Annotated in this window: 23 protein-coding genes and 2 pseudogenes; 16 read left to right on the top strand and 9 right to left on the bottom strand. The window is 61.1% G+C overall.

Annotation, left to right across the window (positions count from 1 at the left end; all coding sequences use genetic code 11):
• Positions 1-203: 203 nt before the first annotated feature.
• The 7 genes from tnpB to F1640_RS03700 all read right to left on the bottom strand — a co-directional run bounded on the left by tnpB (position 204) and on the right by F1640_RS03700 (position 7,329).
• The gene (gene tnpB, locus F1640_RS03730) at positions 204-470 is read right to left on the bottom strand and encodes an IS66 family insertion sequence element accessory protein TnpB (protein ID WP_194917823.1); all 267 of its coding nucleotides are present in this window, start codon (positions 468-470) and stop codon (positions 204-206) included.
• Positions 471-708: 238 nt separating this feature from the next.
• Entirely contained in the window at positions 709-1,791 is a 1,083-nt protein-coding gene (locus F1640_RS03725; RefSeq protein ID WP_375336176.1) for a transposase, read from the bottom strand.
• A 50-nt stretch (positions 1,792-1,841) separates the two neighbouring features.
• Entirely contained in the window at positions 1,842-2,147 is a 306-nt protein-coding gene (locus F1640_RS03720; RefSeq protein ID WP_309229189.1) for a transposase, read from the bottom strand.
• Positions 2,148-2,444: 297 nt separating this feature from the next.
• Entirely contained in the window at positions 2,445-3,320 is an 876-nt protein-coding gene (locus tag F1640_RS03715; RefSeq protein ID WP_194917818.1) for an alpha/beta fold hydrolase, read from the bottom strand.
• Positions 3,321-3,514: 194 nt separating this feature from the next.
• Complete coding sequence (locus F1640_RS03710) at positions 3,515-4,252, bottom strand: helix-turn-helix transcriptional regulator (protein ID WP_206694620.1); 738 nt, start codon at positions 4,250-4,252, stop codon at positions 3,515-3,517.
• 136 nt (positions 4,253-4,388) lie between these two features.
• A complete protein-coding gene (locus F1640_RS03705) occupies positions 4,389-5,477 on the bottom strand; it encodes an IS5 family transposase (RefSeq protein ID WP_194917816.1) in 1,089 nt (362 codons plus the stop codon).
• Between the two features lie 52 nt (positions 5,478-5,529).
• A complete protein-coding gene (locus F1640_RS03700) occupies positions 5,530-7,329 on the bottom strand; it encodes a hypothetical protein (RefSeq protein ID WP_194917814.1) in 1,800 nt (599 codons plus the stop codon).
• Positions 7,330-8,592: 1,263 nt separating this feature from the next.
• Between F1640_RS03700 and F1640_RS03695 the strand changes: the two genes are divergently transcribed.
• The 4 genes from F1640_RS03695 to F1640_RS03680 all read left to right on the top strand — a co-directional run bounded on the left by F1640_RS03695 (position 8,593) and on the right by F1640_RS03680 (position 12,478).
• Positions 8,593-9,729 (top strand): cytochrome P450, encoded by a 1,137-nt coding sequence (locus F1640_RS03695; RefSeq protein WP_255530208.1) that lies wholly within the window; start codon positions 8,593-8,595, stop codon positions 9,727-9,729.
• Positions 9,730-9,741: 12 nt separating this feature from the next.
• On the top strand, positions 9,742-10,959 hold the full coding sequence (locus F1640_RS03690) for an NAD(P)/FAD-dependent oxidoreductase (protein WP_025549966.1): 1,218 nt from the start codon (positions 9,742-9,744) through the stop codon (positions 10,957-10,959).
• Between the two features lie 80 nt (positions 10,960-11,039).
• The gene (locus F1640_RS03685) at positions 11,040-11,360 is read left to right on the top strand and encodes a 2Fe-2S iron-sulfur cluster-binding protein (protein WP_194917812.1); all 321 of its coding nucleotides are present in this window, start codon (positions 11,040-11,042) and stop codon (positions 11,358-11,360) included.
• A 175-nt stretch (positions 11,361-11,535) separates the two neighbouring features.
• Positions 11,536-12,478 (top strand): IS630 family transposase gene (locus tag F1640_RS03680; RefSeq protein WP_375336175.1). Its coding sequence is split into 2 segments (ribosomal slippage): positions 11,536-11,888 and positions 11,887-12,478, totalling 945 coding nucleotides; the frame shifts between segments, so codons are not numbered across the junction.
• Positions 12,479-12,526: 48 nt separating this feature from the next.
• On the opposite strand, the pseudogene F1640_RS03675 reads toward F1640_RS03680, so the two are convergent.
• Positions 12,527-12,697, bottom strand: a pseudogene (locus F1640_RS03675) (IS5/IS1182 family transposase); the annotation flags it as partial.
• 197 nt (positions 12,698-12,894) lie between these two features.
• On the opposite strand from F1640_RS03675, the gene F1640_RS03670 reads away from it, so the two are divergent.
• The 10 genes from F1640_RS03670 to F1640_RS03625 all read left to right on the top strand — a co-directional run bounded on the left by F1640_RS03670 (position 12,895) and on the right by F1640_RS03625 (position 24,274).
• Positions 12,895-14,106, top strand: coding sequence for an alkane 1-monooxygenase (locus F1640_RS03670; RefSeq protein ID WP_033964747.1), 1,212 nt, complete (start codon positions 12,895-12,897; stop codon positions 14,104-14,106).
• A gap of 166 nt (positions 14,107-14,272) precedes the next feature.
• Positions 14,273-14,491, top strand: a complete 219-nt coding sequence (locus F1640_RS03665) for a rubredoxin (RefSeq protein WP_081988691.1) — start codon at positions 14,273-14,275, stop codon at positions 14,489-14,491.
• Entirely contained in the window at positions 14,488-14,703 is a 216-nt protein-coding gene (locus F1640_RS03660) for a rubredoxin (protein ID WP_194917808.1), read from the top strand. Before F1640_RS03665 ends, F1640_RS03660 begins: the two co-directional genes overlap by 4 nt.
• 63 nt (positions 14,704-14,766) lie before the next feature.
• On the top strand, positions 14,767-16,227 hold the full coding sequence (locus F1640_RS03655; RefSeq protein WP_081988692.1) for an aldehyde dehydrogenase family protein: 1,461 nt from the start codon (positions 14,767-14,769) through the stop codon (positions 16,225-16,227).
• Between the two features lie 48 nt (positions 16,228-16,275).
• Entirely contained in the window at positions 16,276-17,904 is a 1,629-nt protein-coding gene (locus F1640_RS03650; RefSeq protein WP_033964749.1) for a GMC family oxidoreductase, read from the top strand.
• A 93-nt stretch (positions 17,905-17,997) separates the two neighbouring features.
• Positions 17,998-18,681, top strand: coding sequence for an OmpW family protein (locus F1640_RS03645; protein WP_043154047.1), 684 nt, complete (start codon positions 17,998-18,000; stop codon positions 18,679-18,681).
• A gap of 190 nt (positions 18,682-18,871) precedes the next feature.
• Positions 18,872-19,993 (top strand): thiolase family protein, encoded by a 1,122-nt coding sequence (locus F1640_RS03640; RefSeq protein ID WP_194917806.1) that lies wholly within the window; start codon positions 18,872-18,874, stop codon positions 19,991-19,993.
• Entirely contained in the window at positions 19,917-20,780 is an 864-nt protein-coding gene (locus tag F1640_RS03635) for an enoyl-CoA hydratase/isomerase family protein (RefSeq protein WP_194917804.1), read from the top strand. Before F1640_RS03640 ends, F1640_RS03635 begins: the two co-directional genes overlap by 77 nt.
• Positions 20,781-20,798: 18 nt before the next feature.
• Positions 20,799-22,559 carry an acyl-CoA dehydrogenase C-terminal domain-containing protein gene (locus F1640_RS03630; protein ID WP_194917802.1) on the top strand — a complete coding sequence of 587 codons (1,761 nt, stop codon included), beginning with the start codon at positions 20,799-20,801 and terminating at the stop codon, positions 22,557-22,559.
• A gap of 26 nt (positions 22,560-22,585) precedes the next feature.
• A complete protein-coding gene (locus tag F1640_RS03625; RefSeq protein ID WP_119748563.1) occupies positions 22,586-24,274 on the top strand; it encodes a long-chain-fatty-acid--CoA ligase in 1,689 nt (562 codons plus the stop codon).
• A 72-nt stretch (positions 24,275-24,346) separates the two neighbouring features.
• Here F1640_RS03625 and F1640_RS25955 read toward each other — a convergent pair.
• A pseudogene (locus tag F1640_RS25955) lies at positions 24,347-24,463 on the bottom strand (IS5/IS1182 family transposase); the annotation flags it as partial.
• 115 nt (positions 24,464-24,578) lie between these two features.
• Between F1640_RS25955 and F1640_RS03615 the strand changes: the two are divergent.
• Together F1640_RS03615 and F1640_RS03610 are read left to right on the top strand one after the other, a co-directional pair.
• Positions 24,579-25,331: a LuxR family transcriptional regulator gene (locus F1640_RS03615; protein ID WP_052192319.1), complete on the top strand. Its 753-nt coding sequence runs from the start codon at positions 24,579-24,581 to the stop codon at positions 25,329-25,331.
• A gap of 645 nt (positions 25,332-25,976) precedes the next feature.
• Positions 25,977-26,396, top strand: a complete 420-nt coding sequence (locus F1640_RS03610; protein WP_194917800.1) for a hypothetical protein — start codon at positions 25,977-25,979, stop codon at positions 26,394-26,396.
• Positions 26,397-26,443 lie beyond the last annotated feature (47 nt).

Below are 26,443 nucleotides of genomic sequence, written 5' to 3'. Positions count from 1 at the left end.
GCTTCTCCTTCGACTTCGAAGAAGCCGATCGTGCCCGACGCTTCCGAGTCTTTCCCAATGCAGCCAACAGATTTGCTAACTCGGTGAGACCACCGATGCTGATCTCGGGCGGCCCCTGAACCATGCTGCCGCAATATTCGTCGTCGAACATCCACAGCGGCACCTCGCGCGAATAACCCGGCAACTGGTCGGTGATCACGAGCTTAAGCTGCTTGCCTCGACGGAAAGGCGCCACCTGCAGCATCATTCCGAAGAACGGATGCCACGGGTAGGCGATCATCTCGCGGCGCAAAGCGTATGCTGAATGTCGGTAATTTGCCGCGCCGTCCCCGAAAGGCGAATACGGCACCACTCGCCGGCTTCTGTCGCAGCACGGTCTGGGCCAGCATTGCAAGACCCGAAATCCCTTTGCGCATGTCAGTGACGCCGCAGGCGAGATATACCCTTACGCCGGTGCCCGGTCCGATCATGCAGCTTCCACCGACCGGATAAGCCGGGTCAAGGCAGTAGCCTCGATGCCGGCATCGAAGCGAGCCGCCGTCCTTGCGCCAGACACAGCTGGAGACCCGCAAAAACCGGGTACGTGGAGGCTGGTTAACCCGACGACGGGTGATCCCGATGCTGTCCGACGCTGTTGGGCGCGCCTTTGGTTCGTTTCCGGGGTCATTCTGGGCGATTTGACCCGGTTCTCCCGGGTTGCAGGCAGAATCAGCCCATACTCTCCCGGCGCTCGTGGAAGATCAGCCTGTTGAAGTTGTAAGCCAGGTTGCAAAGGGTGAGTTTCGCTTCGGCGCGGGCCAGACCGATGGTTCGGATGAACAGCCCGAACCTGTTCTTCTGATGGGCAAAGACGTGTTCGACATGGGCGCGGATCGAGGATTTGGCAGCGTTGGCCCGCGCAGTGGCCTTCGCCATGGGCTTGCCCATCGGTTTGCGCCGATGGATGCGCGACGTAAGCGTCCGGTCCGACAGCCACTTCTCGTTCCGCTTTGAGCGATAGGCGCTGTCTGCCCAGACCTCGGAGCCGGTGTTGTCCGTGCTGACGACCTGGCGCAGAAGGCGCCCGTCGGCGGCCGACGCCGAAGTCACCGCCATCTCCCGGATGAAGCCGAAACGCCGATCGATGCTTATGTGGGATTTGTAGCCGAAGACTGGCAGGGCAATCATGGGCAATGGCGTGCCGTCCGCGCGATAGCGGACTTTGCCACCGATCTTGAGCGTCCAGCGTGCATCGATGTCCTTCTGCGCGGCCTTGTGCGGCTCGCCCGGCCAGATTTCCTTCGCGCTCTTCCCCGACTTGATCGCCTCGCGTTCACCTTCAGTGTTTCGCTGCTTGGGTGCAGGCACCAGCGAGGCATCAACAATCTGTCCCGACATCGGGATGTATCCCTTCTTCTGGAGTTGCCAGTCGAAGGCCTTCATCACCCGCTTGAGCGTCCCGGTCTCGGTCAGGCAATTGCGAAAATGCCGGATCGTGTTCTCGTCCGGCGTTCGATCCCCGAGCGACAGTCCAAGGAACCGCATCCAACTCAGGCGGTCCCGGATCATGAATTCCATCCGTGCGTCCGACAGGTTGTGCTGCGCCTGCAGGATCAGGGCCTTGAACATCATCACCGGATCGAACGGCGGGCGCCCACCCCTGGCACCATCACCGTAGCCGAGCCCTTCAACCAGCCACGCGCGGAAATACTCGAAGTCTACCGCCTGCTGCAAAATCTCCAGCGGGTCGCCTTCCTTGCTCAACGCTTCAAGATGGTCGCTCAAACTGAACAGGGACTTCGGATCCACCACGGCTCTCCATAATCGCTCCCGATCAGTGAATCACCATGACCGCGTAAACGCTACAGGTTTTTGCGGGTCTCCAGCTCGACGATCAAGGGCGAGACCACCACCCGGTCATCGAGCACGGGCTCCGCGCTTAGCATGGGCACCCCGATATCGACCGGCAAGAAGGTCGGTCCGTCCGCCGCAGGTAGCAACCCCCGCTTCCTGAACAGATGGCGCCATTGATAGATCTGGCTTCGCGACACATCGTAGCGCCGCGCGACGCGCGCCAACGTCTCTCCGTTCACTCCCACAGCGGCGACGATATCGAGCTTCTCCGCGTTGCTCCACCGACGACGCCGTTCCCGGCCCAATATCTCCACCGCCGTCCCTCGCTTTGGCTCAGGACGTCCATAACGACGTCCTTATGGACGTCCCTTACGCGCTCACATCACCGCAAGGCAGGCGGCCTCAACCGGTCGGTTACGTTGTTAGAGGTGGTTCGCCCTACACTGGTGATCCGAGGGTTGCTCGGGTGGGCCGAGCCGATCCTCACACGAGGAGGACGAACCTCATCGCAATTCACGATGCAACATGTTCGCAGGTCGTTGAGCGCATCATGGGGATCGGCTCTGAATTTCGGGTCGAGAGGAGTCAGGGCGAAGACGTTCGGTAAGGCTTCAGCCGTCATAGGCTCGCGTCTGCCGGTCCAGCCGCTCAAGAAATCCGACCGCGGCGCTGAGAAAGGCGTCGTTGCGATCACCAGCCACCATGTGCGACGCGCCGGCGACATCGGTGAACTTTCCGTTCGGAAGCTGCGCGACGAAGGTTTCCGCCGCCTCCCGAGAAACCAACTCGCTCAGCCGACCCCTGATGAGATGCACCGGAAGCGTCAAGCCGGTCAATCGGGCTTGGAACGCGTCGGCATCCCGCAAGGATCGACAGCTTTGCATGCCAGAGACAACGCCGGGATCCCAATGCCAGCGGAACCGCCCGTCATCGCCCTGCTGCAGGTTCTTGGCCAGTCCAGAATGATCCGCTGGCCGCGGTCGGTGAGGTAGATAGGCCGCAATGACGTCTGCAGCCTCTTCAAGGTTGCCGAATCCCTGGGCGACATGGGCGTTCATGAACTCCATGACCTTGGCGGCGCCGTCTGGGTCCATGTTCGGAACGATGTCGACCAGGGTGATCGAGCTGAAACCCCCGGGCGCGATCTCGGCCTCCGCGTACAGTCCGGCGAGACCGCCGAGCGACGCGCCGATCAACGCCGGACGGCCACCCATCGCGCGCGCGACCTCCGCGAGATCTTCCGAGAACCGCCGAATCCCGTAGTCGCCCGTCGGTGACCAGCCACTCTCGCCATGGCCGCGAAGATCGAGCGTGACCACTTCCCAGCCCCGATCCGCAAGCGCCGCCGCCGTCTTGGCCCAGGCATGCCGTGTCTGGCCGCCGCCGTGCGCCACGAGTACTGAGCCGCGCGTTGGCCGACCATGCATATCTGCGGCGAGGTCGAGGCCATCGGTTGTTCTGAAGATCGCTCGGCTTGGTTCATTCATAGGTGATCTCATTTCTGCGCCCGACCCGACAGCCCGCATTTCGATCGCCTCCACCGGGCGGTCCCGCTTAAGTGTTAGCGCATCGTTGTCTCCCTCGCCAGTGTTGGCTGCAGGTGGAGCGAAGCGGAACCGGAGGGTGATTTGGCGAAGGAACGACCTCTGAAATCGTGTAGCGCTCATGGTCGCGGGTAGTTTTACTGTAGAATTCCGAGCCTCTCCGATTCCAGCAGCGCTTGGACTCTGTTCTTGACTGCCAGTTTGGCAAATAGATTGCGAATGTGCCATTTGACGGTGTCTTCACTTATGCGATGCTTGGACGCGATGTCACGATTAGAGAGGCCTTCTCTTATCCTTTGAAGCATCGCCAGTTCCTTTCTCGTGAGCACAACCGAAGTTGTGCTTCTCGGCGAGCGGACGCGATAGTCGCCGGGCGCGGGTTCTCGACGCCCCAATTCCTCCTCGCTCGGAATGAGATTCAACAGTGGCGTCGAGATGGGTCCAAGCGCTTCCAGATGCCACCGTTCATCGAGGAATGTGCGATAACATCCAAGTCGCGAAGCAATGGCGATCGCGTCGGCTACGCGCTGTTCAGACACGGCCGATCTTCCTGTCCCGGCACAAGCAACGGCGGTGCAGAGTAACGCCGCAACCTCCAGCCGGCCAAGTTCTGATCGGCGTGCGTGGTCTAAAGCGACGTTTGCAAAGCGGTTGGAAAGGTGAAACTTCCCCTGTCGCGCCGCAATGCGCGCTTCGGTCAGCGATTGCCGTGCGCGGAGATACGGTCCATGTGTCGAGAGAAAAATTGGGTGATTGTGGTTCGGCAAGGTGGAGAGCGCCTGCTCCGCGCTCTCTGCAACGAACATATCCGCGAGCGTCAGTCGCGCCAGGACCTCAAGCCGGACGAAACCAGATTCTCCCGCTATCACGCGCATCTGGACGCCTCGAAGAACCGTTGATTTGGGCGTGAGAGCGGCGCGAGGAGTGATCGTGCCAGCGTTGGTTGTGTGATCCCGGGTCCGTTCTTGCTGTTTTGCGGGATCTGATGCGCCGTTCAGAGCCGCATGGGCATCATGCGGGCGCAGTTCGCCCCTCGAGCCAGGCGAGCCGCTGAATGTTATAGGCCAAGTTTGCCATGCCGATCTTGATGCGCGCGCGAGCGATGCCGATGGTGCGCACGACCAGGCCCATACGGTGCTTCTGCCCGGCAAAGACGTGCTCGACGGCGGAGCGCACCGCCGATCGCCTCGCATTGGCGCGCGAGACGCGTTCGGGCATCGCACGGCGGTGCGGCTTTCGCTGATGGATGTTGCTGGTGAACATACCTTTGGCCAGGAATGCCTCGTTCTTCTTGGAGCGGTACGCGGTGTCGGCCCATACGCCCGAGGCCGTGTTGTCCGGGCTGATGAGGACCGGCAGCCTTGCGCCATCATGAGCATTGGCGGCGCTGGCGTCCCAGGTGCGGATCAGGCCATGAGTGCGGTCGATGCCTATGTGGTTCTTGTAGCCGAACGTCGGGATGGCGAGGTCGACTGGCTTGAACGTCTTGGGGTCGGCGCCGTCCTTCACCTTGGCTTTGGTGTACTTGATGCTCCAGCGCGCATCGCGGTCCTTCTGGCGGAGCTTGGCAGGCTTGTCCTTCCAGCGCTCGGGGATCCGCCCTTCCTTGATCGCCGCCTTCTCCTCCTGGGTATTGCGCTGCTTGGGCGCTGGCACCACCGTGGCATCGATGATCTGGCCACCCATCGCGAGGTAGCCTCGCTCGGTGAGCGCGGCGTCGAAGCGGGCGAAGAGCTTGTCGATCGCCTTCGCCTTCACCAAGCGCTCGCGGAACAGCCAAACCGTCGTTGCATCCGGCACCGTCCCGTCGAGACCAAGGCCAAGGAAGCGCTGGAACGAGAGCCGGTCCTTGATCTGGAACTCGGTGCCTTCATCCGACAGCGAATAGAGCGCCTGCAACACCAGGATCTTGAACATGAGGACCGGGTCGAACGGAGGCCGTCCGCCCTTGCCGCGAGGGCTGCGGCGCAGTGCCGCCACAAGCGGTCCACGGAAAACCTCAAAGTCGACTACCGCGGCCAGTCGCTCGAGGGGATCGCCTGCCGCGCTCAGTGCTTCGTACCGGTTCGAAAGATCGAAGAAACCAGGCTGTCCCGCCATCTCTGCCTCCGCTGCCGCGCAGAAGCAGTGAATCATCTCGGGCCATCAGACGCTACCGGTTTTTCGAGGCGTCCATCTCGTTAAGAAGCTCGGCAGCACGTTTTGGATTGCCCTTGCAGCGGGCAATTGCTGCAGCGGTGCGATAGGCCGAGAATGTAAAATCGACAATGCCATGCCGCCGTACAAAATCAAGAATCTCGTCGACGTGTGCTTCTATGCCGTCAAGTTGGTTCGCCTCGTACTGAATTTCTAGTTCCAGCGTGTTCAGAAGGTTTACTGAGAAAGGGGTCGTGTTAATTTGAGCATTTTCGTCACCGCGCGCTTTTTTGAGTAAGGCAGCACCTGCGCGCATATCTCCTCTTGAAAGCTCGGCGAGAATCATGGCGCCGTAAAGCCATCCCAGTGCGTAGTGGTGATCCGCGATGTTGTTTACCGATGACGTCTCCAAGGACAGTGTCCTTAAATCACCAAACCGGTGCTCGCTGGCCGCAAGGAAGCAAAGACAGGTGAGCACAGCACCTTTGCTGACGAGGTCCGCCTCGTTATAGACTTTCATCCAGGCTTCGCACTGACGCCGACTTTCCGACAGATTGTCGCCGGTTGCTTCTCCGATGGCTTCGATGAGGTCGCACCAGCACTCTATTTGTCGGCTTACTTGTTGATCAAGACCGCTAAGTTCCGTGGCCCGCAAATCGGCCAACAGCCCACTCGCCCGCCGGTGGTCGTGACTAAAAATCTGGGCCCAGGCCAGGCCAAGGGCGATTGTTGGAGAACCCGAAATGACAGCAGCGGAAAAACTGCCTTGCCAAAACTGGATTTGATCTATCTCGCCTTCCCGCAGAGCAATATCCATCATATTTTCAGACGCAACATCAGCGGCCGATTCGTTCTCACCCGCGCGTAAGGAGAGATTGATGCTGTCGCGAATGTTGTTGTTTTGTCTTTGCCATTGGGCGGCGCGGGCGAGCAGGTTCGGCTTCATGCCGGGGTTCTCCACCGAGAATCTGTGCTCTAGAAATTCGCGAAGCAAAGGGTGGAACTCATAAGCTGTCTGCGATCGGTCCAGAGGCTGGAGAAGCATCTGCTCGGTGGAAAGTTTGTCTATAAAATAAGCTGCATCATTTCGTTGGAACGCATGGTTGAAATATTCTGCTGATACCGATCCAAGAATGGAGGCGCAGAGACAAAATTCTCGAATATCATTCGGAAGTGAGTGTAGTATTGTGCTCCGGAAATATTTATCCAAGTCAATATCTACGCCTGTGATGCTGTTGACTATAAGGCGATTGGTTGAGTGGTTCTCCGATGCTGCTTGCATCAAAAGGCAGAATATCTCTGGCCAGCCTTGGGCGCGCTTCCAAAGCGAATAAGTTTCAACTTCTGAGACTGCTCGCCTTTCCTCCGTGAGCCCGACTGCTTTTGCTTCGTCGAAATTGAAGGCAAGCGCGTCATGTCTTAGCTCGTGGGTTTCTCGTCGCGCTTTCATGCGCGCAAAGCCGATGTCTGCCGAGCTTGCCGCGATGAATTCCACTTCGGCTGGCGTCGCCAGCATGAAGGCCTCGATCTCGTCTATCGAATGCAGATCAAATTCGAGATCATCGAAACAGATGAGAACCTTCGATCCTAGTCGATCCTTGGTCTCCCATAGCCAAGTGGCGAGGTCATAGAGGCTGCGAGGACATTCTCTCGGCCGCGGCGGGGGCGGCGTGTCGTGGCCGCCGGCCTCTTGGGTAGCGGCGAGCTGCGCGCAGATACGGTCCGCGAGGAGTTGCAGATCGCCCCGGCATTCTTTGATGGAAACCCATGCCGCCGCAGCACAGACTTGTCGACGATCGGCCCAATGCTGTGCCATCGCGACAGTCTTTCCGTAACCTTGAGGCGCCCGAAGGAGATAGCAGCGCGTCGGCTTTTCGGCAGCGAAGAGGCGAGGGCGCGAAAGGCATCCGGAGGCCAACGACGCCACTCGCTCATTGATAGAGCCTGTGGGAGGCTGTGCCCTTTGTCGCGGGCTAGAGTCGGTCTCCCGAGGCCGCATCTCAAATCCGAGCGGATGAGTCGACGCAGGCTCATCCGCTCGAATGCCTCTCACTTTCGCAGATGCTGTGTCTGTTTTTACATGCGTCATCGGGGCGGAACTATAGCAGCAGGCCGCCCGTGTGCAATCCAGAACCACTCTTTAGTGTGGGCTTTGGGCCGATTGGGTTGGCCGACCGCAGGCCCTCACTCGCCGTTCGTATGCGTTCAAGGCAGTGTCCGTGTCATCAACTTTCAATCTCCGGCTGTTAGTTAGGCTGCGATCTCCGCGATCTCCTTCAGGGCGAAGGCGGGTTGCCCAGTTCGGGACTTCGCCCGTCGAGAGATGAACTGCCTTGGTTTGACGCGTCAGCTTTTCCGCGCGAACACCAGGTCGGAGGCCAATGCCGTGTCCGGCGTAGAATTCCACCGGCTTCAAGCGGAGCGATGCGGCGCCGGGACCGTTCCGGAGCCACGCTTTGGACAGCGGCGGGCGATGATAAGGCGCGATGAGTTCCTCGCCGACCAGCGTTACGGCTCCCTCAAACCAATATTGACGAAGCAGGGCGGCGACCGTTTCCCCCGGCGTGGCCCGCGCCAAAGATCACCACATGCGCGTCCGATCGGCTCATAGAAGCCCTCTCGCCCAAACCGAGCGCCTCGCGCGGGATGTCAAAGCACCCGCCGCGCCTGCGAGCCTGCTCCAAGCATAAGGGGGCCTGAAGGGGAGGGGTTGAAAACCACACTTTAGTGGGGTTGTTCCGTGCCTTGCCGAACCCCATTCGCTGAGGACTGTCAATTAGAACTGATTTTAGAACACAGTGAATGTGTCTTCCAATGGGATGAGGAGAACGCCGGATGAGCACCATCGCATGAAATCCGTCCACCGAACCGGCGCCAGCACCTTGCTGGTATCGAAGCCCGCCGCTGCGCCCAAAAAGAAGACTAGGAGACTAGAGATGACTCAGAAGGAGACCAGGAGATGACTCAGGCTGCTGCGACCGCCGATCGCGCCGATGCATATTCGATTCCGCTGGACAGGATCAACGTCGCCGATCCGGCGCTGTTCCGCGACAACATGATGTGGCCCTACTTCGAGCGCTTGCGCAAGGAAGATCCGGTTCACTACTGCAATGACAGCCAGTACGGGCCGTACTGGTCGGTCACCAGGTTCAAGGACATCATGAGCGTGGAAACCAACCACAAGGTGTTCTCGTCCGCGTCCCGCTCCGGCGGCATCACGATCATGGACAACAATGCGGCGGCGTCGCTGCCGATGTTCATCGCGATGGATCCGCCCAAGCATGACGTGCAGCGCAAGACGGTGACCCCGATCGTCGCGCCGGAAAACCTCGCCAAGCTCGAAGGCCTGATCCGTCAGCGCACCCAGAATGCACTCGATGCGCTGCCGGCCGGTGAGACCTTCAACTGGGTCGAGCGCGTCTCGATCAACCTGACCGCGCAGATGCTGGCGACGCTGTTCGGATTCCCGTTCGAGGATCGCACCAAGCTGACGCACTGGTCAGACGTCACGACTTGCGAACTCGGCACCTGCGGGGTCGAGACCGAAGAGCAGCGCATCAAGGAGATCCAAGAGTGCGGCGCCTATATGACCAAGCTGTTCAACGAGCGTGCGAACTCTGATCCGCAGCCCGATCTGCTGTCGATGCTGGCGCACTCGGAAAACACCCGCAACATGAGCCCGGAAGAGTTCATGGGCAACATGGTGCTGCTGATCGTCGGCGGCAACGACACCACTCGCAACTCGATGAGCGGTGGCCTGCTCGCGCTCAATGAGAATCCGGAGGAATACCGCAAGTTGTGCGCGGACCCGACACTGATTCCGTCGATGGTATCGGAAATCATCCGCTGGCAGACGCCGCTGGCGCACATGCGCCGCACGGCGCTGGAAGACTTCGAACTCGGCGGCAAGCAGATCAAGAAGGGCGATAAGGTTGTGATGTGGTACGTCTCGGGCAACCGTGACGGCGACGAGATCGAGAACGCCGACCGGTTCATCATCGACCGTGCCAATCCGCGTCATCACCTGTCGTTCGGCTTCGGCATCCATCGCTGTGTCGGCAATCGCCTCGCGGAGATGCAGTTGCGCGTGCTGTGGGAGGAAACGCTCAAGCGATGGCCGAAGCCCGGGCAGATCGAGGTCGTGGGCGAGCCGCGCCGGGTTTTCTCGACCTTCGTCAAGGGCTTCGAGGCGCTGCCGGTCCGGATCAATGCCTGAGCGATCGACGCAATGAGCGCGAACGTCGTGATCGTCGGCGGCGGGCACGCCGGTGGGCAGGCGGTGGCCAGCCTGCGGCAGGGTGGCTTTGACGGGGACATCACCCTCGTCACGGCCGAACAGAGCCTGCCGTACCAGCGGCCGCCGCTGTCCAAGGCCTACCTCGCCGGCGAGTTGCCGCGCGAGCGCCTGCTGATGCGGCCGTCCGCCTTCTACGAGGGCGCGGGAGTCGATGTGCGTCTGGGCATCGAGGTGACCGGCCTCGACGCCGGGCGCCGTAGCCTGACGCTGTCGGACGGAGGGCAACTGACGTACGATCATATGATCTTGGCTACCGGCGGCCGGCCGCGGCCGTTGCCGTGTCCGGGCGCGGATCACCCGGCCGTGCACTATCTGCGCACGATCGCCGATGTCGACGCGATGCGTCCCCGCTTCGTTCCGGGCGCGTGCATCGTCATCGTCGGCGCCGGTTACATCGGTCTGGAGGTGGCGGCAGTCGCGATCAAGCACGGGCTGCGGCCGGTCGTCCTGGAAATGGCGCCGATGGTGCTGGCGCGCGTCGCCAGCCCGGAGGTCGCTGGCTTCTTCGAAAACGTTCATCGCGGTGCTGGTGTGGATCTGCGCACCGGTGTCGCGGTCAGCGCGATCGAGGACCGGGACGGCAAGGCGGTGGTGGTGTCGACGGCGGGTGACCGGATCGAGGCCGATCTGGTCGTCGCCGGTGTCGGCCTGCTGCCAAACGTCGAGCTGGCGCAGGCGGCCGGGATCGACTGCGACAACGGCATCGTCGTCGACGCGTTCTGCCGGGCGTCGGCATCGGGGGTCTATGCGGTCGGCGACTGCAGCAACCATCCGAGCCGCCTGTACGGTCGGCGCTTGCGTCTTGAATCCGTGCACAACGCTCTGGAGCAGGCCAAAACGGCGGCGGCTGACATCTGCGGTAAACCGCTGGCGTACGACCAGGTGCCGTGGTTCTGGTCCGATCAGTACGAACTCAAGCTGCAGACCGCCGGTCTGAGTCAGGGCTACGACCAGGTCGTGATCCGGGGCAACATGGCGATGCGCTCGTTTGCGGCGTTCTACCTAAAGGACGGGCGGCTACTGGCTGTCGACGCCGTCAACCGGCCGGCCGAGTTCACCCTGGCCAAGCGCTGGATCTGGGACCGCAAGGCGCCGTCGCCGCAGCAGTTGGGTGACGACAGCATCGAAGCAAAGGCGCTGGCGGTATGATTTCATGCGCGGCCGAGTGCCGCATCCCCAATTTTTTCGAATTTCCGCATGATGCGGATCAACACTAAAAGGGTTACAACGTGACCAAGATCACTTTCATCGAATTCAACGGAACCGAGCGCAGCTTTGATGCCGAAAACGGCCAGTCGCTGATGCGGTCGGCGGTCGACAACTTAGTGCCCGGCATCGACGGCGACTGCGGTGGCGCCTGCGCCTGCGCGACCTGCCACTGCTACATCGAGGGTCCGCTGGCGGGAAAACTGCCAGAAATCGGCGAGGCCGAGCGCTCGATGTTGGAGATGGTCGAGGGTGTCACCGCCGCGTCGCGGTTGGCGTGTCAGATCACCGTGTCCGGCGATCTCGAAGGCTTGGTCGTGCGCACCCCGCAATCGCAGCACTAGACCGGCGTCTCCGTTCACTGTTTCAGCCGGTGCGTTACTGTAGCGCACCGGCTGCACGGCGCCCCGAGAACAGGTAGTCCGCTAGAGCGGGATGACGTTTGGCTGAATCGAGTGGGATTCCCTTTGAGATGATTTTCTGATTCAAGATGCTGGCTGGGATTGGAGGCCAGCGAGCATGGCGAAACCCTATTCGATGGACCTGCGCGAGCGGGTGGTGGCGGCGGTGATTGAGGACGGGATGTCGCGCCACACGGCAGCGAAGCGCTTTGGGGTCGCGGCGAGTTCTGCGATCAAATGGGTTCAACGTGTCCGAGAGACGGGCAGCGCGGCGCCAGGTCAGATGGGGGGCCACAAGCCTAACATTCTGTCCGGGGCCAATCGCGACTGGTTGCTGGAGCGCGCCGCCAAGGACTTCACGCTACGCGGGCTGGTGGCCGAGCTGGCCGAACGCGGCGTGAAGGTCGATTATGTTCAGGTCTGGCGCTTTGTTCATGCCGAGGGGCTGAGCTTCAAAAAAAAGCGTGCTGCCCGCCGAGCAGCTCCGGCCCGCGATCGCAAGGCGGCGCGAGCAGTGGAAGAAGTATCAAGGCCTGCTTGATCCAGCTCGTCTCGTCTTCATCGACGAGACCTGGGCGAAGACCAACATGGCGCCGTTGCGCGGCTGGGCGCCCGTCGGTCAACGGCTCCATGCCAAGGTGCCCTATGGCCATTGGCGCACGATGACCTTCCTCGCGGCGCTCCGCTGTGACCGGATCGACGCCCCGTGCGTGCTCGACCAGCCGGTCAACGGCCAGAGCTTCACCGACTATGTCGAGCAGTTCCTGGTGCCGACGCTCTCGCCCGGCGACGTCGTCATCATGGACAATCTGAGCAGTCACAAACGCCCCGCCATCCGCAAGGCGATCCGGAGCGCTGGCGCCAAGCTCCTGTTCCTGCCGCCATACAGCCCCGATCTCAATCCGATCGAGCAGGTCTTCGCCAAACTCAAGCACCTGATGCGCAAGGCCGCAGAACGTACCCACGATGCAACCTGGCGCCGTATCGGCTCCTTGCTCGACGCCTTCAGCCCCGCCGAATGCCGCAATTACCTACTCAACTCAGGATATGGATCGAGCTGATGTCATCCGACTCTAGTACCTCTGCACAGAGGTTTTGACGGGTTGGGCGTCACAGGGCGAGGCACCGTTCGTGCTGCGATCCGACCGCGCAAGGGCCGCATCCAGCACCGGCCGGAACAGCTCGAAGTCTACCACCGCACTCAGTCGGTCCAGCGGGTCGCCCGCCGCCGACAATGCCGCAAGCCGCTCATCCACATCGAAGAAACCGTGCTGTACCATCGCTGCCTCCCGCTCTCGCCGGTGGCAGTGAATCGCCTCACGCGGTTAAAGGGGATTTTAGAGGCGCCCGGCTAAAACCACACTTTAGTGGGGTTGTTCCGTGACCTTGATGAATCCAATTTGGTGGGAACGGGCAATGAGAGCCGATTTAATAAGTCCAGTGAAGTGTGTCTTCATTGAGATGAGGAGAGTACCTGATGAGCACCATCGCACGAGATCCGTCTCCCTATACCGCGCCTGATCGCTATGTCGACAGGAAGCGCTATCTATGGATGTTGTCGGTCGTCTGGCCAGCGGCGCCGCTGATTGGCCTCTACCTTGTCAGCGTGACCGGGTGGAGTGTGTTTTACGCCTTTACGCTGGTCGTCTGGTATGCCGTCATCCCGGCGCTGGACGTCTTGTTTGGAAATGATCCGAATAACCCCCCGGAGGCGGCCGTGGCCCGTCTCGAGGCGGATCGGTATTATCGAGTTCTAACCTATCTTACCGTCCCAGTGCATTATGCCTCACTCATCGTCTCGGCATGGTGGGTGGTGACCAAGCCGATGGCCTGGTGGGAAGTTGTCGCGCTTGCGCTGTCTTTGGGCATCGTCAACGGCCTGGCTCTGAACACCGGCCATGAATTGGGACACAAGAAGGAAGCCTTTGACCGCTGGATGGCCAAGATCGTTCTGGCCGTGGTGGGTTACGGCCATTTCTTCATCGAGCACAATAAAGGCCACCATCGCGACGTTGCGACCCCCGAGGATCCCGCTACGTCCAGGATGGGAGAAAGCATCTATAAATTTTCGCTGCGCGAAATTCCGGGCGCCTTCAAGCGCGCCTGGAATCTGGAAAAGGTGCGGCTGGAGCGCTTGAACAAGGGAATCTGGAGCCTGGACAACGAAATCATCCCGCCGCTGCTGATTACAATCGTCCTTTACACGTCCCTGTTGCTGGCGTTCGGACCCGACCCCAAGCTGCTGGTGTTCTTGCCTATCCAGATCGCCTTTGGATGGTGGCAGCTGACCAGCGCTAACTACATCGAGCACTATGGGTTGTTGCGCGAAAAAATGGCGGACGGACGTTATGAACGCGCCCAGCCCCGGCATTCCTGGAACAGCAATCACATCGCCTCCAATCTGATCCTGTTCCATCTCCAAAGGCACTCCGATCACCACGCCCACCCGACCCGCAGCTATCAGTCGCTCCGGGACTTTGAGGGCCTGCCGGAGTTGCCGAGCGGCTACCCCGGCATGTTCTTCATGGCGCTGATTCCGCCTGTGTTCCGATCTGTCATGGACCGCCGCGTCGTGGGATGGGCTGACGGCGATCTTGGCAAGATTCAGATCGACGGCGCGCGCAGGAAGAAGATCGAACGCAAGTTTGGTGCTGCTTCACACCGGCCGACGCGGGCGGCCGCCGAATAGTCGCCTGCCTTGGCGACTAGCCGAGGAGCTCGTTCCGAGTCTCCTCGGCCGGCAGTCGCGGGCCGCGATGGCGTCCTGAAAAGGGCGTGCCGCGCGATCGCATCCTCGTCAGCGGCCTGTCCCGAAGGTTTTTAAAAACTCAAGTCGACAAAAGGAACAAGGCGCCATGGCGCGGTATCAGTGTCCCGATTGCAGCTACATCTACGATGAACTTAGGGGTGAGGCCCACGAGGGATTCCCGCCCAATACGTCTTGGGCGCAAATCCCCGAGGATTGGGCCTGTCCCGATTGCGCAGTGCGCGACAAAGCCGATTTCATCCCTCTGGACTCGGGCGAGGTCGGAGACGAGGCGGGGCCTCAATCTGGTTCCGGAGCCGAACGATGACCAAGGGCGACCAGGAGGCGGAACCGTCAGGTGCCGTCGAAACCGTGCCGTTCGCGAAATGGCACTGCGTGACCTGCGCCCATATCTACGATGAGGCCCTCGGTGATCCCGATACGGGCGTGGCACCTGGCACCCGTTGGGCAGATGTACCCGCCGATTGGTACTGCCCGGACTGCGGCGCGACCAAGGAAGATTATGACCTTTATCGGTGACTCATTCGGGCGGACACTTGTCTTCCCGCTTTGCAACCTTGCGAATTCCTTGAGGAGGGCCGAGTGAACGTTCATGCAGTCACCGCGACCACCGCGGCACCGATTCATCCCGACGGCGACGGCGAGATCGATTCCCTGTTCTCATCGCACCGCCGATCGGCCGTAGAGAACAGGACGAAATTCACGCTAAAAGCGCGACTGGCTATGTTGTCGCGACTAAAGGCAACGATGAAGACCCGGGAAGACGAGATTATCCGAGCTCTCTACACGGATTTCAGGAAGCCAGAATCCGAGGTGCGTCTGACCGAACTGTTCCCGGTCTATCAGGAAATATCGCATGCCCGGCGCCACCTCCGATCCTGGCTGAGACCGCACCGGGTTCACGGCTCTTTGGGGATGTTCGGAATCGCGGCCGAGGTCCGCTATCAGGCCAAGGGCGTCTGTCTGATAATTTCCCCGTGGAACTATCCGGTGAATCTCAGTTTCGGGCCGCTGGTGTCCGCGCTTGCGGCCGGAAACACCGCCATCATCAAGCCTTCCGAACTGACGCCGGCGACGTCCGCCCTGATCAGGGACATCGTCGAGCAAACCTTCCCCCGGGATCTGGTCGCCGTCTGCGAGGGCGACGTCCAGGTTTCGCAGGCCTTGCTGGATCTGCCCTTCGACCATATCTTCTTCACGGGCAGTCCCCAGGTCGGCAAGATCGTGATGGCGGCCGCGGCGAAACATTTAACATCCGTGACGCTTGAACTCGGGGGCAAGTCCCCGACCATCGTCGATTCGACCGCGAATATCGAGCAAGCCGCTCGCAAGATCGTCTGGGGCAAGTTCGCCAATAACGGCCAGACCTGCATCGCTCCGGATCATGTCTATGTCGCTCGAGACCAGGCCCCGGCGCTGATTGATGCGCTGCGGCTCGAGATCAGGCGGGTCTACGGGCAAACGGACGGCCAGCAGAAAACCGGGCCGGACTATTGCCGAATCGTGAACCGGCGGCATTTCGAGCGCCTGACTGCCTTGGCCGATGACGCCACATCGCGCGGCGCGACCGTCCTGGAAGGCGGAGACCGAGATCCAGGCCAGAACTATTTCTCGCCGACCATACTCGGCGGGACGACGCCGCAGATGGCGATTTCCCAGGAAGAAATATTCGGTCCGGTTCTTCCGATCATCGAGTATGATGACATCAGCGTCGTTGTCGATGCGATCAACGCGGGTCCAAAGCCGCTTGCCATCTATGTCTTCAGCAACGACGCCGCCGTTCGCGAGGATATCATACTGAGTACCAGCTCAGGTGGCGTCTGCGTGAACAACAATGTCGTCCAATTCTTGCATCCCAACCTGCCGTTTGGCGGTGTGAACAACAGCGGTATCGGCACGGCACACGGATTCTACGGCTTCAAAGCCTTCTCCCATGAACGTGCGGTTCTGAGAGATAAATTCTCTGTCCTGCGCCTTCTATTCCCGCCGTACACCCCGGCCGTAAAGAAGCTGATCAATCTAACCGTCCGCTTTTTGGGTTGAATCGAGAAACAAGAGAGCGGCGTCGGTAGCTGCCGTCTGGAGATCAGGATGTTTGACTATATTATTGTTGGAGCGGGATCTGCCGGATGCTTGTTGGCGGAGCGGTTGTCAGCCAATCCCAGGACGCGGGTCTGTCTGCTTGAGGCGGGCCCGTCCGACCGCAGCCCGCTGATTCACATGCCCATCGGGATAGCGCTGCTGGCAAAGAGCAAGACTCTCAATTGGGCATTCGAAACACAGCCACAGGCCAATCTTGGCGGTCGACGGCTGTTTTGGCCGCGCGGCAAAACCCTTGGCGGATCGAGTTCGATCAATGCGATGGTCTATATTCGCGGGCACCGGGATGACTATGATTCGTGGGGCGAGGCAGCCGATCCGATCTGGTCTTATGACAATGTACTGCCGCTATTCAGAGCAATGGAGTCCAACGAAAGATTTGGAACCGACGCGTTTCATGGCGGCGACGGTGAGCTTCACGTCAGTGACCTGCGAACCCGCAACCCCTTGAGCGATGCCTTCGTCGAGGCTGGACAACAGGCCCAGTTTCCGCGTGCCGTCGATTTCAACGGGGAGACGCAGGACGGCGTCGGCCTGTACCAGGTCACCCAGCACAAAGGCCGGCGCTGGAGTTCCGCGCGCGCCTTTCTTTCCAAAGCCAAGGGCCGGCCCAATCTACGGATAGTCACGGGCGCGCGGGCTACCCGGATCATTCTGGAGGACCGCAAAGCGGTCGGCGTGACCTATGCCGTGGGGGGCAAACTCGTCGATGTGCGAACCAGGGAGGGTGAGGTCATTCTTTCGGGCGGCGCCGTCAATTCCCCGCAACTACTGCTGCTTTCCGGTATCGGCGACGCAGCCGAGCTGAACGCATTCGGTATTCCGGTGGTCGTCGACCTTCCGGCAGTCGGAAAGAATCTTCAGGATCACCTCGATATCACAATCATGCATGAGGCGAACGACCATACACCGATCGGCATCGCACCGTCATTCATCCCGCGTGCGCTGTCCGGAGCGTTTTCTTACGCCTTCCTCCGAAAGGGCTTCTTAACGAGCAACGTCGCCGAGGCGGGCGGCTTCGTCAAAAGCACACCTTCGCGGAGTCGGCCGAATCTACAGTTTCATTTTCTCCCCACGCTTTTGAAGGACCATGGGCGCGAAATTGCGTTCGGGTATGGCTATACATTGCATGTCTGCGATCTTCTCCCCAAGAGTCGGGGCCGCATCGGGCTCACAAGCCCCAACCCGCTCGACGATCCGCTGATCGATCCAAGCTATCTCTCTGCCCCCGAAGACATCGAGACCATGGTCGCGGCGGTGAAGATCGGCCGGCAAATTCTGTCGGCGCCGTCAATGGCGGCCTTCTCGAAAACCGAACTGGTCCCTGGGCCAGCGGTCCAGAGCAAGGCGGATATCGTGGCGGATATCCGTCGGCGAGCGGAGACGATCTATCATCCTGTGGGAACATGCCGGATGGGACGAGACCCTCAGTCGGTCGTCGATCCGTCTCTCCGGGTGCGTGGCGTGCAAGGTCTTCGCGTCGTCGACGCCTCGGTGATGCCGACGCTGGTCGCCGGAAACACCAACGCCCCGACGATGATGATTGCGGAAAGAGCTGCCGAGCTCATTCTTGGGGAAACGAAACTCGCACTCAGCACCGACATGGAGGCAGCCCGCTAACTCGTCGCAGAAATAGGACGACAGTTGGAACCGTATAGATCCATCAAAAAATGCCGATCCAGAATAGTGGCGGCCCATAGGGAGGATAATTTCATGAGAAAAAATGCAGCACATACCTATACAAGGCTTGCGCAATACACCGCCGCTCTCGCCGTCTTGAGTGCCTCCCCTCAACCTGCGTGGGCCCAGGACTCGGGAGATTTCAAGCGGTGGGCAGTAAGTGTGAATGCAACCCGGGTCTTGGTGAGTGAGAATGCGCCCGACATCACCTTGGCGGGAGGGCATGTCCCCGGCTCGAATGTGAGGATCGGAGACGCAACGACGGTGACTGCTGATATCGGATATTTCGTCACGCCCAATATTGCCGGAAATTTGTTTCTCGGCGTACCACCGACCGCGCAAATTGACGGCGCCGGTTCGCTTGAGCCGCTCGGAACAGTGGCCAAAGTCAACTATGGACCCATCATCTTGTCGGCCCAGTACCATTTCAACAATCTTGGCAAGGTTCATCCCTATCTGGGAGTGGGGGTCGGACGGATCATCTTTCTGAATGCGCGCGACAGGGCTTTGGCTAATTTCAGCATTGACGACAGTTGGGCGCCTGCGGCTCAGGTGGGTGTTCGGTATGAGCTTGGCGCAGAATGGATGCTCAACGCCGACGTTCGATACGTTCCCTTCTCCACGCACGCCACCGGTTCACTGGGTGGAGCGCCTGTCCGGACCCGTTTGGACATCGACCCGGTCCTGACCAGCGTCGGAGTAACTTACCGGTTCTAGGTTCGATCAGGCGCTTCTTAACGGGCGATCTGAATTTCAAGGGGAAATCCGAGTGTCGAGTCTGATGATGGACCGCCGTTGATGATCTCGCAGCTTACTTCGCTCAACTGTCCTCCATGCCTATGCCATCAACGGCGCGAGAATGCCCCCGATCTGACGGTCGATAACTAACACATCAAGGAAGACCGGAATGGCCGAAGCCTATATCGTCGATTATCTGCGCACGCCGTTCGCTCCGGCCTACAGGGGTGCGCTCGCCCCGGTCCGACCCGACGATCTCGCTGCCAGCGTCATCGCGGCGCTCGTAGCCCGAGCGGGATTCCCGGCCGACGAGATCGAGGACGTCAATCTCGGCTGTGCTTTTCCGGAAGGTGAGCAGGGGCTCAACATCGCTCGCTGCGCCGCGCTGACCGCCGGCCTGCCGCAATCGGTCGGCGGCTCCACGGTCAACCGCTGGTGCGGCTCTTCCATGCAGGCCATCCAGATGGCCGCCGGCGCGATCGCCATGGGAGCTGGCGACGCCTTCATCGCCGGCGGTGTCGAATCCATGAGCCGCGTACCGATGATGGGTTTCAATCCTCAACCCAACCCCGGTTGGACGGATGCTCAGCGGCTCGTCTTCCTCAACATGGGTCTTACCGCGGAGACCCTGGCGGAACGCTACTGCCTTTCCCGCGAGGTGCAGGATGCCTATTCGCTCGAAAGCCAAAAAAAAGCGCTGGCGGCGCGGGCGGACGGCAGGCTGGCTGCCGAGATATCCCCGGTCGGCGATATCGCTTCCGATGGTTGTCCGCGGGAAACGGATGCGGAGAAGCTTGCCGGATTGAAGACGGCGTTCAAGGTCGACGGCTCCGTTACCGCTGGCAACTCGTCGCCGCTCACCGATGGCGCCTCCGCGACGCTCGTCTGCTCCGCTGACTTCGTCAGGCGGCACGGGCTCGATCCGCTAGCGCGTGTGGCGGGTTACGCGATTACGGGTTGTGCTCCAGAGATCATGGGCATCGGACCTGTCGAGGCGAGCCGAAAGGCCTTGAAGCGAGCCGGCATCTCCGTGGCTGACCTCGACGTTGTGGAGATGAACGAGGCCTTCGCCGCGCAGGTCCTCGCCTGCTGTCGCGATCTCGGGATCGATCCGGCCAGTCTCAACCGGGATGGCGGTGCCATCGCGCTCGGTCATCCGCTCGGCGCCACGGGCGCGCGTCTGGTGGGCAAGGCGTCGAGCGTGCTGAAGCGCGATGGCGGACGTTATGGGCTGGCCACCCAGTGCATCGGGGGAGGACAAGGCATCGCTATGGTCCTGGAAGCGGCCTGATGAGGGTGATTGCCGAAGCCGCCGTGATCGGCGCGGGCGTTATGGGTTCCGGCATCGCGGCCCATCTGGCAATGCCTTCATCGATCGGGGTCACGCTACCTTCAGGGCGATCAAATATGCCCCGTTCCCGGTCGTCGGCGCACTCGCGGCGATGGCGTTCGGCGGCGGCTGCGAGATCCTGCTCCATTGCAGTGCAATCCAGGCGCATGCCGAGGCGTCGATCGGTCTCGTCGAGACGAAGATCGGCGTCGTCCCCGGCTGGGGCGGCTGCAAGGAGATGTTGATCAGGCAGTACGCACTGACAGCCGCACCGCACGGCCCTGTGGCGCCCGCGATCGCCGCCTTCAATCTGATCGCATCGGCCAGGGTCTCCGGGAGCGCCTTCGAGGCGCGCAATCTCGGTTTGCTGAGGGTAACCGACGGTATCACCATGAACCGGGACCGACTGCTCGCCGATGCGAAGCGGAAGGCGTTGGATCTCGTGCCCGGCTACTCGGCTCCGGAAAGGCCGAAGATCGCGTTGGCCGGTCTATCGGGAGCGCCCGCCATCCGCAACCTGCTGGATAGCGAGGTGATCGCCGGTCGCGCCACAGCGCATGATCGGGTCGTGGGCATTGCCCTGATCGACACCCTGACGGGCGGTGTCAGCGCCGATCCGCTGAAGCCGGTCGGTGAGGACGAGATTACCGCGATGGAAAAGCGCGCGTTCATCGCCCTGTGCGGGACGCCGGAGACAGTGGCCCGCGTGAAGCACATGCTTGCGACCGGCAAGCCGCTGCGCAACTGACGAGAGAAAGACAGAACAATGACATCCTATGCACCGCCTGTCAGCGACATAACCTTCCTGCTCGGAGAGGTCTTCGACTTCGACGGCCTGATGCGGAGGCTGCCGGGCCACGAAGACGTCAACGCGAACCTCGCTGTCTCGATTCTCGATGAGGCTGGCAAGTTCTGCGTCGGCGTGCTCGAACCGCTGAACCGGTCCGGCGACGAGGAGGGCTGCCGGCTTGAAAACGGGTTCGTCTCCACGCCGAAGGGCTTTCCCGAAGCCTATCGGGCATTCGTAGAGGCCGGCTGGGCCGGTCTTTCGGGCGATCCGGAATATAGCGGCCAGGGTCTGCCGCGCGTCGTACAGATACTGGTCGATGAGATGATCTCCTCCGTGAACCTGTCCTTCGGCCTGTTCCCCGGGCTCACCCGAGGCGCGGTGGAGGCGATCTCCCGCCACGCGAACTCGGACCTCAAGGCGACCTATCTGCCGAAGATGATCTCCGGCGAATGGACTGGCGCAATGGCGCTCACCGAAGCCGCGGCCGGTACCGACCTCGGCCTTTTGACAACGAAGGCAGAGCCCGTTGGCGACGGCTCCTATCGGATCAAGGGCACGAAGATATTCATCTCCTCCGGCGACCATGACTTCGGCGGCAATATCATCCACCTGATCCTCGCGCGCTTGCCGGGCGCGCCGAAGGGGGTCAAGGGCATCAGCCTGTTCCTGGCTCCGAAGTTCCTCATCGGGAAGGACGGTTCGCTCGGAGCGCGCAACGACATGTCCGTCGGGTCGCTCGAACACAAGATGGGCATTCACGCGCAGCCGACCTGCGTCATGAACTACGACGGCGCGATCGGTTGGCTCGTCGGCGAGGCGGGCCGCGGCCTCAACGCCATGTTCACGATGATGAACGCCGAGCGTCTTTTTGTCGGCATCCAGGGACTCGGCATCGCAGAAGCGGCGAACCAGAAGGCCACGGGCTACGCACGCGAGCGCCTTCAGGGCCGTTCTTCAGACGGCACCCGCGGTCCCGTTGCGATTATCGAACACCCCGACGTACGCAGGATGCTGCTGACCGGCCGCAGCCTGGCCGATGCCTCCCGGGCGCTGGCGATCTGGACCGCCATGCAAATGGACATCGCCGCCCGGCATCCTGACGAGGCCGCGCGCAGGGAAGCCGACGGGTTCGTGGCACTGCTCACGCCGGTTGTGAAGGCAGCGTTCACCGATTTCGGCTTCGAGACGGCCGTGGCCTCGCAGCAGGTGCTCGGCGGCCACGGCTACATCCGCGAATGGGGCATGGAGCAGTTCGTCCGAGACGCGCGCATTACGCAGATCTACGAGGGCACCAACGGCGTTCAGGCGCTCGACCTCGTCAGCCGCAAGTTGCCGATGGAGGATGGCGCGCTGGCCTCGCGCTTTTTCGCGCTCATCGAGCAGGATCTGCGTACAGCTGCGGATTTACCCGCAGCGGGTGTCATCACGAAGGCCACTGCCCAGGCGCTCGGCCGCCTGGAAACCACGACGCGCCACCTTCTCGCGGCGCGAGCCGCGCCCGCGGAGGCCGGAGCTGCCGCCGCCGATTATCTGCGCCTTTTCGCACTCGTGGCCTTCGGCTGGGTGTGGGTCCGGATGGCGGCCCAGGCGGCCACCGGACAGACTCCGCTTCATCGCCGCAAGCTGGCGACCGCGACGTTCTTCGCAGAGCGGGTGCTGCCGCAGACGCTCTGGCTGGAGGCGGCAATCATCAGCGGGGCAGCGTCTTTGATGGATATCGAAGCCGAACTGCTTTGATCAGAAATTCCTTGGGAGGAAATGTGATGCTTGGACAGATGATGCACTCGCCGCTGCTCGTGTCGTCGATTCTGCGACACGCGGCGGCCTATCACGGCGACACGGAGGTCGTATCGCGCACGGTGGAAGGGCCGATCCACCGCTATACCTATGCCGAGCTTTCAAGGCGCGCGCAGAAGCTCGCCAATGCCCTCGGACGCCTCGGCCTCGAAAACGGCGACCGGGTCGGAACACTGGCCTGGAACGGCTATCGGCACATGGAGCTCTATTATGGCGTGTCCGGATCCGGCCTCGTCTGCCACACGATCAACCCGCGCCTCTTCCCAGAGCAGATCTCCTATATCATCGCGCATGCCGGAGACAGGATCCTCTTCTCGGACCTGTCGTTCCTGCCGATCCTCGAAGTGCTGGCGGACAGGCTGAAGGATCTGAAGGCCGTCGTCATCATGACCGACGAAGCCCATATGCCGAAATCCGAGATCCTTCCCGGTCTCGTCTGCTACGAGACACTGATCGCGGGAGAATCGGACGAATACGAGTGGCCGGATCTCGATGAGAATACCGCGTCGGGCCTGTGCTACACCTCCGGGACTACGGGCGAGCCCAAGGGCGTGCTCTACAGCCATCGGTCCAGCGTATTGCACGCCATGACCTGCGCGCTGCCCGATGTGCTGGGACTCTCGGCCCTGGATTCGGCCTCGCCGATCGTGCCGATGTTCCACGTCAATGCCTGGGGTGTCCCTTTCGCGGCACCGATGGTCGGCGCCAAGCTTGTTATGCCGGGGCCGAGGCTGGACGGCGCCAGCCTGCATGAGTTGTTCGAGCAGGAAGGCGTGACATTTACCGCCGGTGTGCCGACCGTTTGGCTCGCACTGCTGGACTGGATGGACTCGCACGCCCAATCGTTCACAAGTCTGAAGCGCGTCGCGATCGGGGGTTCCGCTTCGCCTCCGATCATGATCAGCCGCTTCCAGAACAAGGGTGTCATGGTCCGGCACGCCTGGGGGATGACCGAGACCAGCCCGATCGGCCTCGCCGCGACGTTGAAGACGAAGCACGAAGGACTACCGGCCGAACAGAAACTGGCGCTGCAGGCCAAGCAGGGACGGCCGCTTTTCGGCATGGAGTTCTGCATCAAGGGCGCCGATGGCGAGCCGATCGCGAGGGACGGCAAGAGCTTCGGTTCGATGCTCGTGCGCGGCCCCTGGGTCGCCGCCGGCTACTACAACAGCCCCATCAGCCCGGCGCACGCGGCAGAGGGCTGGTTCGACACGGGCGACGTCGTGACCATGGATGCCGATGGTTTTATCCAGATCGTCGACCGCACCAAGGATGTGGTTAAATCCGGCGGCGAATGGATTAGCTCGATCGAGCTGGAGAATATCGCCCAGGCCCATCCGGCCATCAAAGAGGCCGCTGTCGTCGGCAAGCCGGACGAGCGCTGGGGCGAGCGCCCGGTGCTCATCGTGCAGCTCAAGCCGGAGATGAATTTCTCACGTCAGGACATGGTCGAACTGTACACGGGTAAGATTCCCAAATGGAGTATTCCGGACGATGTGCTGGTCGTCGAGGAGCTGCCGCATACCGCGACCGGGAAGCTGCTGAAGACAGCCATCCGCGAGATCGTCGTGAAGGAACTGCAGGTGGGATCGCTGGACGAAGGTACTGCAGGAGGCGACCTGGATCTGCATCCGGCGCCCGGCAGAGCTTCATAGCGAAGCTCCCCACATCGGGCAGATATACACGAACTCGACACTGCCCGATAGCTGATCAAAAAGGGTCTGGATCCTGGCGCGGTGTTGCTTTGGCGCGGCCACCGGTGTCGCATCGACGATCTGACCGCCCATAGCGAGATAACCACGTTCCTTGAGCTGTTGGTCGAAATTAGCGAACAACACATCTAGTTAGCGGTATCGGGAAGACTCGGCCTGCGACGAAATGAAAGAGATTTTCGCTCAAAAGTACACGGTTCAGGAGAGGGCTCGAGAGGCATTCCTCCTTTTAGAAGGGTCTGCCGTTATGTTGACCAAACTGGATCTGAACCACTTCCTTAAGGCCTTTCGCTCGGTTCTGACCGAAGACGATTTAAATGAAGCCCTAAGGCGGGTCACCAATATGCTCGGGTTCTCGCAGTTTGCGATGGGCCACCATGTTGACCTGACGTGCCCGCCGCAAGGAGCAATCCGGTTATCGACCTATAACGAAGACTGGGTATCCCATGTCCTCGAGCGCGCATATTTCGCGGAGGATCCTATCCATCTTGCAAGTACCAAGACCGTCAATGGCTTCTCGTGGCACGACGTCGGAGACATCATCCGTCTGACGCCCCGTCACAAGCAGATTCTTTCGGAAGCCATCGGCTTCGGCCTTGGCGCTGGTTTCACGGTGCCTGTGCATCTGCCCGGTGAATATCAGGGAACATGCTCCTTCGCGGCGCGATCGCTCGACCAACTCCACGAAAACGCACTGCCAATCGCCCAACTGTGCGGTACATTTGCATTCGAAGCAGCCAGGCGGATCATGCGGAAGAAATTGAGGCTTGAGGATACCGTTGTACCGGACCTTACGCCGCGACAGATGGAAGCGCTTGTCCTCGTCGGAAGGGGAAAGACCGACCGGGAGATCGGCAATATTCTCGGCGTATCGCGATCGACCGCCCATGAACATGTCGAGGGGGTGAGGCGGGCTTATGGTAACGCGCAGCGCGCCTATTTGATCGTGCGGGCGCTCTTTGATGGACAGATCGCCTTCACCGATCTCCTTCGGCGCTAACAGGGCAGGTAACGTCAACGCTGATGGCGTTATCGCATCGTCCCGCCCACCGATCGCCAGCGCGACTGTTGAAAATTAGCCCGGTCCGCTTGGAAAAGGATTGCGCGTGCCACCGCGATATAGCTTCGCGGATGGACACCGTCCCTCGAGCCGGCGCTTTTTATATCGACCGTCCGGTCGCCAAAACGCCGCGCCACGCGATACACATCCCATGCAGGCGTCGGCTGCCGAGGGTATATCCACGTAACCTTTGCGCCCCACAGCTTACGTCGCAGTGTGACAAGGTCGCGTGCACGCGACGGGCTCAGACGATCATTGGAGCCTGCTGAGACAACGACCTGGCGATACCCGATTGAAGGTGCCATTGCCGCTATTGACCCGACAGAGGCCCCGTTCCGCGCCAGGACATCGCACCCTCCGAAATGAAGGATCTGCAGCGCTGCGGCGACACCGATCGCGATGCTGTCTCCGAGGATCAGGCAACTCGACAACAGACCACTCCAGGGTGAGGAGAGAAGTGGGAAAGGGCGGTCGGCCGCTCGCCAAGGGAATGACCATAGGACGTGAATTGGAGCCGAAGTTCGCCATGACGGGATTCCAATCTTTCCTTGCCGATGGTATTCTCCACGGCAGAAAGGATCCGGCATGGGCCCAGTCGACGTCATGAGCGAACAGGCAGAATTGGACGCGAGCGCTGTGCGGTCGCGGCCCCGAGCATCGGCCTGGCTGTGGCGCCCCTGGTATGCGAAACTCTGGTGGGCCAGCATCGCTATCTATTGGACGGGCAAACTCGCCTCCTATTGGAGCCCAGTTCTCGACGATGCTTATTCGACCGCGGTGGCCGGCTATCTCAATATCGCCCTCTATCCGTTCACCGCTTTGATGGTTCTTGGAGTGCGCTTTGTACCGGCGTGGATGGAATATTACGGCTGGGAATGGGTCGAGCCATCTCATGACGAGTTGTTTCCGAAGCGCTCCGTTGGTGGATACCTCGACCCGATGGCCGACCCCCTCGATCCTCGCTCGCCCAACCACTGGCGATATCTAGGGAACCTGCGCAGGTAGAGAATTGGGCGTCGTGCGGCGTCAACGGTGAGCTTTGCCGCGCCGCG

The sequence above is a fragment of the Novosphingobium sp. NBM11 genome (assembly GCF_015390225.1).
Lineage (GTDB): Bacteria > Pseudomonadota > Alphaproteobacteria > Sphingomonadales > Sphingomonadaceae > Novosphingobium.
The sequence above is the reverse complement of the archived record's forward strand: the minus strand, read 5'-3'. Positions and strand labels throughout refer to the sequence as shown.

What these genes read in the sequence shown, in the direction of transcription:
- tnpB (WP_194917823.1), bottom strand. Translation starts at nt 470, where the DNA reads ATGATCGGACCGGGCACCGGCGTAAGGGTATATCTCGCCTGCGGCGTC.
- F1640_RS03715 (WP_194917818.1), bottom strand. Translation starts at nt 3,320, where the DNA reads ATGAATGAACCAAGCCGAGCGATCTTCAGAACAACCGATGGCCTCGAC.
- F1640_RS03710 (WP_206694620.1), bottom strand. Translation starts at nt 4,252, where the DNA reads ATGCGCGTGATAGCGGGAGAATCTGGTTTCGTCCGGCTTGAGGTCCTG.
- F1640_RS03705 (WP_194917816.1), bottom strand. Translation starts at nt 5,477, where the DNA reads ATGGCGGGACAGCCTGGTTTCTTCGATCTTTCGAACCGGTACGAAGCA.
- F1640_RS03700 (WP_194917814.1), bottom strand. Translation starts at nt 7,329, where the DNA reads ATGGCACAGCATTGGGCCGATCGTCGACAAGTCTGTGCTGCGGCGGCA.
- F1640_RS03690 (WP_025549966.1), top strand. Translation starts at nt 9,742, where the DNA reads ATGAGCGCGAACGTCGTGATCGTCGGCGGCGGGCACGCCGGTGGGCAG.
- F1640_RS03670 (WP_033964747.1), top strand. Translation starts at nt 12,895, where the DNA reads ATGAGCACCATCGCACGAGATCCGTCTCCCTATACCGCGCCTGATCGC.
- F1640_RS03665 (WP_081988691.1), top strand. Translation starts at nt 14,273, where the DNA reads ATGGCGCGGTATCAGTGTCCCGATTGCAGCTACATCTACGATGAACTT.
- F1640_RS03660 (WP_194917808.1), top strand. Translation starts at nt 14,488, where the DNA reads ATGACCAAGGGCGACCAGGAGGCGGAACCGTCAGGTGCCGTCGAAACC.
- F1640_RS03650 (WP_033964749.1), top strand. Translation starts at nt 16,276, where the DNA reads ATGTTTGACTATATTATTGTTGGAGCGGGATCTGCCGGATGCTTGTTG.
- F1640_RS03645 (WP_043154047.1), top strand. Translation starts at nt 17,998, where the DNA reads ATGAGAAAAAATGCAGCACATACCTATACAAGGCTTGCGCAATACACC.
- F1640_RS03640 (WP_194917806.1), top strand. Translation starts at nt 18,872, where the DNA reads ATGGCCGAAGCCTATATCGTCGATTATCTGCGCACGCCGTTCGCTCCG.
- F1640_RS03635 (WP_194917804.1), top strand. Translation starts at nt 19,917, where the DNA reads ATGGCGGACGTTATGGGCTGGCCACCCAGTGCATCGGGGGAGGACAAG.
- F1640_RS03630 (WP_194917802.1), top strand. Translation starts at nt 20,799, where the DNA reads ATGACATCCTATGCACCGCCTGTCAGCGACATAACCTTCCTGCTCGGA.
- F1640_RS03625 (WP_119748563.1), top strand. Translation starts at nt 22,586, where the DNA reads ATGCTTGGACAGATGATGCACTCGCCGCTGCTCGTGTCGTCGATTCTG.
- F1640_RS03615 (WP_052192319.1), top strand. Translation starts at nt 24,579, where the DNA reads ATGTTGACCAAACTGGATCTGAACCACTTCCTTAAGGCCTTTCGCTCG.
- F1640_RS03610 (WP_194917800.1), top strand. Translation starts at nt 25,977, where the DNA reads ATGGGCCCAGTCGACGTCATGAGCGAACAGGCAGAATTGGACGCGAGC.